An 8,624-nucleotide genomic window follows, 5' to 3' on the forward strand; every position below is an offset into this window, starting at 1 on the left:
GTGTTCACCGACTGCTGGGCACTGGCAATGGTCTGCCCGCCTTCCTGAGCCATGCGATCGGCGTCGGACGCGGCGCTTTCCACTTCACTGGCGTTGCTCGAGATCTGCTGGATAGTGGCGGCCATCTGGTTAATGGCAGACGCAATCTGATCTGTCTCCGAGCCCTGGATGTCTACCGATTCGCGGGTTTCTTTGGCAACCCGGCTCAGCTCTTCCGCCGCCGAGGCCACCTGCTCGGTGGTGGCGCTCACTTCCTGAATCGTCTTCTGAATGCGCGCAACAAAGGCATTGAAGCTGCGCCCGACCTCCGCCAGCTCGTCGGTACCGTCTGCCGGCAGACGATGCGTCAGGTCCCCTTCACCCTTTGAAATGTCCAGCATAAGGTTACTGACCCGCTTGATGGGCCGGGTTACCGTCTGCCCCACCAGCATGCCGCAGACCAGCGCCACCAGGGTCACAACCAACGCGGCAATGGCGATGAACGTCAGCGCCGCCCGGACCGATTCGTCCACCTTCTCCTGCGCCCGGTCTATGGCTACCTGAATATCGCCCACATAGACGCCGGCGCCGATCACCCAGTTCCACTGGCGGATGTTCGCGATGTAGGAGACTTTCAGTTCCATCTCGTCCGAGTCGGTGCTCGGGTTCAGCCACTCATACTGAATGAAGCCATCGCCATCAGCCGCAGCAAAAAGGGCAGCCATCAGCTGGCGCTGGGACTCATCCTCAACAATGGCTTCTTCTATGCTGGGGTCCGGACGAAAGGCCAGGTTGCTATAGTCGCGGCCAAACAAAAACACATAGTTGTTGGCACCAAAATCGATGGCACGGACCCGGTTGCGGGCCTCGGTTTTGGCTTCCTGTTCACTCAGATCCGGATCATTCATTACCGCGACTGCGACCGACCTGGCCGTATGCACCAGCTCCACAAGACCCTCTTTGCGTGACGACATCAGCTCCTGTTCGAGCATGGCGATCTCACGGGCGCCCTGCTCCTGCAGCGTATTCATGGTAATCCAGCCGATGACTACCGCCGTGGTCAGAACAGGAACCAGAACGGCAATCAGCAGTCTCGTCCGGATGCGCAATCTTTCAATGAATAGCATAATCATCTCTGCGAAGGGGGTCAGGGGATGTGCAAAATTTGATCGGCCATTTTGCAACTAGTCATCCCGGAAATCAGTTCCATTATGTAACGTAAAGAAGGTTATGAGCTCTTTGGATACACATTTGTGAGCGAATCTGCAGAGATTGCCAGCGGCTGCCAGTCTTGAGGAACAATCAGACCAATGCTCTGACCATGGCACTCAGGGCAAACACATGGTCATCGTCTGCCTGCAAGTTCCGCAGGCCGTCGCACAGTTGCAGCAGATAATCGGCGTTGGCGCCGCTGGGGCCGTGGGAGCAGGCAATCTGACGGGCCATGTCGGCCAGTGGTGCCGGGCCCAGAAAGGCGGCGTTGTCCGGGCCGGCAACGTACACCAGACCCTCGGCCTGCTCTCCATTCGCAAAATGCAGGGCCGTAAAGAAACGCAGATAGCCGTTCTTTTCCCGGTGGTCCAGATGCCCGAAGGTGTCCGGGGAGACCCGGTAGGCCATGCCGGCACAGATCGCACCGGGTTGTTCAATCAGGGTGGCCACCCGGCCCGGGGCCTCCGGTGTGCCGCGATGATCGTGGGAACCCTGCCAGAACCGTCGGACCCAGCCTTCAATGCTGGCCGGACGCCGCTCCAGAAACGGAAAATCCACCTTATAGATCAGCGAGCCATAGCCGAACAGCCAAACATCCTCGAGGTGATCAAGGGGCTGGCGCTGACGGTTCAGTTCAATGGTATTGAGGGCCATGGTGGTGATCGCATCAGGGGCTTTGCAGATAATGATTCATCGGAGCGTATCTTGATGGCTCGACGGAAAAACTGCAATTGGGCAACCCTGAGTCACCGGCCAGAATTTTCGGTTTACTGCCTGAAAATGACCAGACGGCGACGCCGGTTGGCGCTAAGCTTGTACCATGAACCTGAACAGCAGTCTGGATTATCAGCCACCGCTGGCCTGGGAAGCACTGACCGGATTTCTGGTATCCAGAAGCGATGGCATGAGCCAGGGCCTGATTGGCCAACGCTATGTCCGCACCCTGAGAATGGGTGCCATATCAGGGTGGATTGCCGCCCGGCCTGTCGCCGGAAGCACGCTGGAGATAGAAGTCTCATCCAGCCTGCGGCCATCTCTGGCGGAACTGCGACCGTTACTGTGCCAGCTGTTTGATCTGGACGCCAACCCACCGGTCATCGACCGGCACCTGGCCACTGACCCGGCGCTGGCGCCTCTGGTTCAGCGCCAGCCGGGCTTACGCCTGCCAGGATCGGTGGATGGCTTTGAGCTGGCGCTGCGAGCCATTCTGGGGCAACAGATCTCGGTAAAGGCGGCGACAACGCTGTTCCGGCGCATGGTGGAGGCCTTCGGAGACGAGGTGGTCACGCCCTTTCCCGATATTAACCGGCTACCACCAAAAGCAGAGGTGGTTGCCGGTTTACCATCGCAGGCGCTGCTGGATCTTGGCATTACCCGGCGCCGGGCGGACACGATTATCGGACTGGCGCGGGTCATGGCGGCGGGTGACCTGGTGCTGTCGCCGGCCGCAAACCCGGAGCTGTGCCGCCAGCAACTGCTGGCGCTGCCTGGCATCGGCCCCTGGACCGCGAACTATGTATCCATGCGGGCGCTGGCGGATCCCGATGCCTTCCCCCAGGCAGACCTGGGACTGCTGCGAGGGATGAAGGCGGACAACCCGGCGCACCTGGAAGCCTTGTCCCAGCGCTGGCGACCCTGGCGGGCCTACGCAGCGTTTCATATCTGGCATGCCCTCGGCCAGGGCGGCTGATGGCTGAACCAGAGACCAAACAAAGAAGGAAACTGGCTCATGACGACGCACAACACACACTATTACAGTCTGATGGCATCCCCCATGGGACAGCTGTTGCTGGTGGGCAATGGCGAAGCTCTGACTGGACTGAAACTGGACACGCAGCTGTTGCCAGACGTCGCCGGCGACGATCGCTTTCAACAGGACGACAGCCTGTTCCGGGAGGCAAAAGCGCAGCTGGAGGCCTATTTCGCCGGCGAGCTGTTCAGCTTTAATCTGCCGCTGGCAGGCGAAGGCACGCCGTTTCAGAAAACCGTCTGGCAGGCTTTGCAGGACATACCCTACGGCCTTACCGAAACCTACGGTGGCCTGGCCAGACGCATCGGAAACAACAAGGCCTCACGGGCAGTGGGGCTGGCCAACGGCAAAAACCCCATAGCGATTATCGTGCCCTGTCATCGGGTGATCGGCGCCAACGGCGCCCTCACCGGTTACAGCGGCGGCATTGAACGCAAGCAGTGGTTACTGGCCCAGGAGCAAAAGTACCTGGGTCATTCGACATTGTAGGCGGAAGGATCAAACTGCCGGGTACGCTGGCGGAAGCGCCAGGTATAACCGGGCCAGAGCGTGGTGTTGCGCCCATTCTCATTGAGGTACCAACTGCGGCATCCGGTTTGCCAGACGGTGTTTTCAAGACGACCCTGCAGGTCCTGATTGTAGGCCTGCTGTTCGCTGGTCCGGACATCCAGTGCCTGCCAGTTGTTCTGCTTCATGACCTCAAGCGCACCCATCACATAGCGGATCTGGGATTCGATCATGTACACCATGGAATTATGGCCAAGGCCGGTGTTGGGACCCATCAGGATAAACAGGTTGGGGAAGCCCGACACCGTCGTGCCCTTGTAGGCCTCCGCGCCTTCGGCCCAGGCATCCAGCAGGTCCTGGCCGCCCCGCCCGAAGATCATGCCCCGGGGCATGGGCTCCTGGGCCCGGAAGCCGGTGCCGTAGATCAGACAGTCCACTTCCCGCGCTCCACCCTGCTGGTCAACCACCGATGTACTGGTCACTGACGCAATACCGTCAGTAATCAGCTGGACGTTATCCTGGGTCAGGGCCGGGTAATAGTCGTTGGAGATCAGCACCCGCTTGCAGCCAAAGTGGAAATCCGGCGTCACCTGCTGGCGCAGTCCGGGATCGTCGATCTGATTGCGGATGTGCCGGTGGGCAATGCCCTGAGCCATTTTCAGAATCTTCGGGTGTGCCACAAACCCCAGGGCCCTGGCCTCCAGCAGCCAGTAGACGAGGCTGCGATAGCTTTTCATCAGGGTGGGGTGACGTCGGAACAGGGATTTGCGGCGTTCACTGAGGCGCCTGTCCGGCTTTGGCACAATCCAGGGTGGCGTGCGCTGGTACAGATCGACCCGGGCCGCCTGTTTCGCGATTTGTGGCACAAACTGGATGGCGCTGGCACCGGTGCCGATCACCGCCACCCGCTTACCGGTCAGATCGTAGCTGTGGTCCCAGTTCTGGGAATGAAACTGCTTGCCGGTAAAGGTTTCCAGTCCCGGAATATCCGGGTAGGCCGGGGTGCTGAGGCCGCCGACACCGGCGACCACCACCTGTGCCGACATCGAAGCCATGGAAGGCAGATCCGGATCTTCCGGATCCACGGGATCGCCGGGTTTCAGGCCTTTCTGCGTTTTGTAGGCCCACATGGCTGCACTGTCGCAGGTCTGCAACTGCCACTGCCGGTCCTGCTCTGAATAACGGGCGGTGGCAACGTGGGTGTTCAGGTGAATATGGGGCAGCAGGCCATACTTTTCAGCGCAGTGTTTCAGGTAGGCCTTGATCTCCGCCTGGGGCGCAAATTCCCTGCTCCAGTCCGGCTTCTGTTCAAATGAGAACGAATACAACGCAGACTGCACATCGCAGGCGCAGCCAGGGTAATGGTTCTCGTGCCAGGTGCCACCGAGGTCGTCGTTCTGCTCAAGAATGACAAAGTCGGTAATGCCGGCCTTGCGCAGTTGAATGCCCATGCCCAGGCCGGAAAAACCGGTACCGATAATCACAATCTGATGAGATGACATAGCTGCCCCAGGATTCCTGATTAGAACGAGGATAGCACTGTGCCCTCATTCTGCGCGCAGGTTGTGCTCAGTGCCGGTGGTGACCACCGTGTTGGTGCCGATGGCCATTGTCGCCCTGATTACCCTGACCGTCCTGATCATCACTACGGTATCCGCGCAGCCGGTTGTAGCTTTCGATCTGGGCCTGGGTGAGCAATTCGGTCTGGCGCAGGTGGGTGCCCAGATGCTCCAGTCGAATACTGCGCTGCAGTTCCTCGATCCGGCGCAGCATGGCGGCCAGCGAATCCTGGGTTATCCGCTTCTCTGCAAAGGCCTGGTCCAGCGCCCTTTCAGCTTCCACCAGCTCACGCCCATACTGGGACGTGAGCGCGTTCATTTCGTCGAATAACGCCTGGGTCCGGGCTTTCTGACCAGGATTCAGGTCCAGCTCGTCCGCCAGTTCCAGTACATGCAGCGGCCCGGGATAACCATTGAGCTCCGCCGCCAGGGCATAGCCCATACCCCGGCCGGCCTCAAGACCTTCAATCTGCTGCGCGGACAGGGCTTTGATGGGCCGGTCCACCTGCTCCACATAGGCTGAGTTGCTGGCAGCGACGCTGAAGGAAAGCGTCAGGCCCGCCACCAGGCAAAGTTTTCTGAACATGGTCCGATCCTCACTGCCGCAGTTCTTTGGTGTTGTCTGGAAGGCCACATCTTATCCGCTTGCTGATGCACTGGGAACCGGGCCCGATCAGTTCAGCGCTTGCTCTTCAGGCTGCCAGCCGCCGCCAAGGGCCTTGTACAGATCCACTGCCGCCAACAACCGGTCGAGGCGCAGCTGCACCAGCTGGTCGCGGGTCTGGAACAGGGTCCGCTGGGCATCCAGCAGGGTCAGCAGCTGCTCACTGCCTTCCCGGTAGCGCAGCTCGGTCAGTTCCAGAGTCCGGGCGGCCTGGCCGTTAATGGTCTGCTGCAGGGCCTCCTGACCGGCACTGACCTGCACCCGGTCGAGGGCATCGTCGGTTTCCTGCAGGGCCACCAGAATGGCGGCGCGATACTGTTCAACCAGTTCCAGGCGCTGAGACTGGCTGATGGTCTGCTGGGCCTCCCGCCGGCCGCCGTCAAACAGGGTCTGGGCCAGAGCAACGGTCCAGCCGGCGGTCTCTGCCGGGTTGGCGAGACTGAAAAGACTGGTGGTGCCAGCGCCAACATTGCCAGTCAGGGACAGGGTTGGCAGGAAGGCGGTCCGGGCCTGCTCTACATTGGCATCCGCCGCCTGCAGTCGCGCTTCCTGGCGAGCCAGGTCCGGGCGCCGGATCAGCAGGTCGGCAGGCAGACCGGCCTCGATGCCGGGGATGTTCACCGTCAGCAGCGCCTCGCTGTCGGTTTGGGCCTCAAACCCCAGGGGCGACGCGCCGGTCAGCACGGCCAATGCCGCCCGGGTCTGGCGGAACTGCAATTGCAGCGGCGCCAGACTGGCCCGCTGGTTCAGCACCGTGGTCTGCTGACGCAGCAGCTCATCGCGGCTGGCCGCGCCATTACGGAAGCGGGCATCCACAATCTGCTCGGTACGCTCGGCAATCCTCAGGTTTTCTTCCGCCACCCGCAGCCGCTCCTCCAGCGTCAGCAACCGGAACCAGGAGGTGGCCACCGCACTGGCCAGACTCAGGCGGGCTGCATCATAGTCGTAACGATTGGCCAGTAACGAGGCTTCGGCGCCGTCACGACCCGCCGCCAGGTTGCCCCATAGGTCGATTTCATAGTTGGCTCCCAGTGACAGGGAGGTGGACTCCGACCGCCGGCTGCTGCCATCACCCTGATTTATCCGGGCACCGCTGCTGCCGCTGACGTTGAGGGAGGGAAACAGCGTACTGCCGGCAATGCGCACCTGCTGCTCCGCCTGAATCACCCGCTCGGCAGTGGCCGCCAGATCGGGACTCTGCTCAAAGGCCCGGGCAATCAGCCGGTCCAGCTCCGGGGAGCCAAACCGCTGCCACCACAAGGGATCCGGCGGCAGGCTGGTTTCGGCATCCGACAGCGGCGCGTTCCAGACTTCGGTGGCGTCTGTCACCGGCCGCTCCGCCGGCGCCATGGAGGCACAACCGGCCAGCGCCAGCAGCAGCACACCAACCCATAACGGACGAACCAGAAACCTTGGCGGGAAAATGGCCATGATCGGGGTGACTCCTCGTGATGATGTCATGTTATTCCGACGCCAGAGCCGCCACCGGATCCAGCCTTGCCGCTTTGCGGGCAGGCAGGAAACCGAACAGCAGACCAGTTCCGAACGCGCAACCAAAGGCCAGCAGCACCGGCAGCAATGAGTAACTGATGGGCGTGCCAAGACTGCCTAACAACGCAGCCGCCCCCAGCCCCAGGCCGACACCGATCAGCCCCCCGAGAGCAGAGACCGCCAGCGCCTCCAGCAGAAATTGCTGCAGGATATGGCGGCTGCGGGCGCCGGTCGCCATACGGATGCCTATCTCCCGGGTCCGCTCGGTGACGCTCACCAGCATGATGTTCATCACGCCGATGCCGCCCACCAGCAATGAAATGGCCGCCACCGAACCCAGCAGCCAGGTGAAGGTATCCTGGGTTTCCGAGACGGTATCGATCAGCGACGCCATATTGCGGATCTGGAAATCCTCGACGCCATGGCGGCTCAGCAGCATCTGATGCACCTGGGCCTGGGCTTCGTCCATCAGCGAGGTGTCATCTACTGCCACCGTCACATTGCGCAGGTGGCGCTGGCCGAAAAGCCGCAGGCTACCGGTGGTGTAGGGCACCAGCACGGTATCGTCCTGGTCCTGCCCCATGGGCGAGGCACCACGGCTTTCCATTACGCCCACTACCTGAAACAGGACGTTGTTCATCAGGATGAATTCCCCCAGGGGGTCCTGATTGCCGAACAGGTTCTCGACCACGGTGGTGCCGATGACGGCGACTGCGGCGTAGCTGGCTTCGTCTTCCGAAGTAAAAAAGGTGCCATGCTGCACGGTCCACTGGCGGGCCAGGGGAAACAGGTAGGAGGTGGCGTTCACCTCGGCCTGATGGTCGGCGTTGCCGAAACGCAGGGTCTGGCTGCCGGTCAGTTCCGGTATAGCCGCCAGGATGTTCGGCAGCGTATTGATGGCGTCCACGTCTTCCGGCACCAGGGTAGCAATGTTCCAGCTGCCACGTCCCTGGCCCGGAGCTCCGGGACGCACCAGCAGCAGGTTGCTGCCCATGGCACTGATGCGATCCACCACCGATTCCCGGGCGCCGTCACCAATGGCCAGCATGGCGATCACCGAAGCCACCCCGATGACAATGCCCAGCAAGGTCAGCGCGGTACGGAACAGATTGCCGGTCATGGAGCGAATCGCGGTGCGGCCCCCCTGGACCAGCTCCCGCAGGATCGAAGGGTTGTGCCTGAGGGGCTTCTCAGTCAGGGATTTTGGTGACGTTGGTGGCGCCGAACCGGGGTCGGCAATGATCTCGCCGTCGGCAATCTCGATCTGGCGATGGGCGTGTTCCGCGACCTTGGCGTCGTGGGTGATGAGAATCACCGTGTAGCCTTCCTCCGACAGGCCCCTGAGCAGCTTGATGACCTCGCGGCCACTGTGACTGTCGAGGGCGCCGGTGGGCTCATCCGCGAGGATGATCTCACCGCCGTTCATCAAAGCCCGGGCAATGGAGACCCTTTGCTGCTGGCC

8 protein-coding genes are annotated in these 8,624 nt (G+C 61.5%); 2 read left to right on the forward strand and 6 right to left on the reverse strand.

Annotated elements, in window-relative coordinates; genetic code table 11:
• Positions 1–1,106: cache domain-containing protein (locus tag AAC035_RS15210; protein WP_339805620.1), on the reverse strand; the 1,106-nt coding region annotated here is incomplete at its 3' end.
• Between the two features lie 175 nt (positions 1,107–1,281).
• The gene (locus tag AAC035_RS15215; protein ID WP_339805622.1) at positions 1,282–1,845 is read right to left on the reverse strand and encodes a gamma-glutamylcyclotransferase; all 564 of its coding nucleotides are present in this window, start codon (positions 1,843–1,845) and stop codon (positions 1,282–1,284) included.
• 166 nt (positions 1,846–2,011) lie between these two features.
• Between AAC035_RS15215 and AAC035_RS15220 the strand changes: the two genes are divergently transcribed.
• Both AAC035_RS15220 and AAC035_RS15225 read left to right on the forward strand, forming a co-directional pair.
• Positions 2,012–2,881: a DNA-3-methyladenine glycosylase gene (locus tag AAC035_RS15220; protein ID WP_339805624.1), complete on the forward strand. Its 870-nt coding sequence runs from the start codon at positions 2,012–2,014 to the stop codon at positions 2,879–2,881.
• A gap of 39 nt (positions 2,882–2,920) precedes the next feature.
• Positions 2,921–3,430: a methylated-DNA--[protein]-cysteine S-methyltransferase gene (locus AAC035_RS15225; protein ID WP_339805625.1), complete on the forward strand. Its 510-nt coding sequence runs from the start codon at positions 2,921–2,923 to the stop codon at positions 3,428–3,430.
• Here AAC035_RS15225 and AAC035_RS15230 read toward each other — a convergent pair.
• From AAC035_RS15230 to AAC035_RS15245, 4 genes are all read right to left on the reverse strand, one after another.
• A complete protein-coding gene (locus tag AAC035_RS15230; protein WP_339805626.1) occupies positions 3,415–4,950 on the reverse strand; it encodes an NAD(P)/FAD-dependent oxidoreductase in 1,536 nt (511 codons plus the stop codon). The two genes, AAC035_RS15225 and AAC035_RS15230, sit on opposite strands and share 16 nt — an antisense overlap.
• A 67-nt stretch (positions 4,951–5,017) precedes the next feature.
• Entirely contained in the window at positions 5,018–5,593 is a 576-nt protein-coding gene (locus AAC035_RS15235) for a hypothetical protein (protein ID WP_339805629.1), read from the reverse strand.
• Positions 5,594–5,680: 87 nt separating this feature from the next.
• Positions 5,681–7,132 (reverse strand): efflux transporter outer membrane subunit, encoded by a 1,452-nt coding sequence (locus AAC035_RS15240; RefSeq protein WP_339805632.1) that lies wholly within the window; start codon positions 7,130–7,132, stop codon positions 5,681–5,683.
• A 1-nt stretch (position 7,133) separates the two neighbouring features.
• A partial coding sequence (locus AAC035_RS15245; protein WP_339805634.1) for an ABC transporter permease occupies positions 7,134–8,624 on the reverse strand: 1,491 nt, incomplete at its 5' end.

The sequence above is a fragment of the uncultured Marinobacter sp. genome, assembly GCF_963974375.1.
Lineage (GTDB): Bacteria > Pseudomonadota > Gammaproteobacteria > Pseudomonadales > Oleiphilaceae > Marinobacter.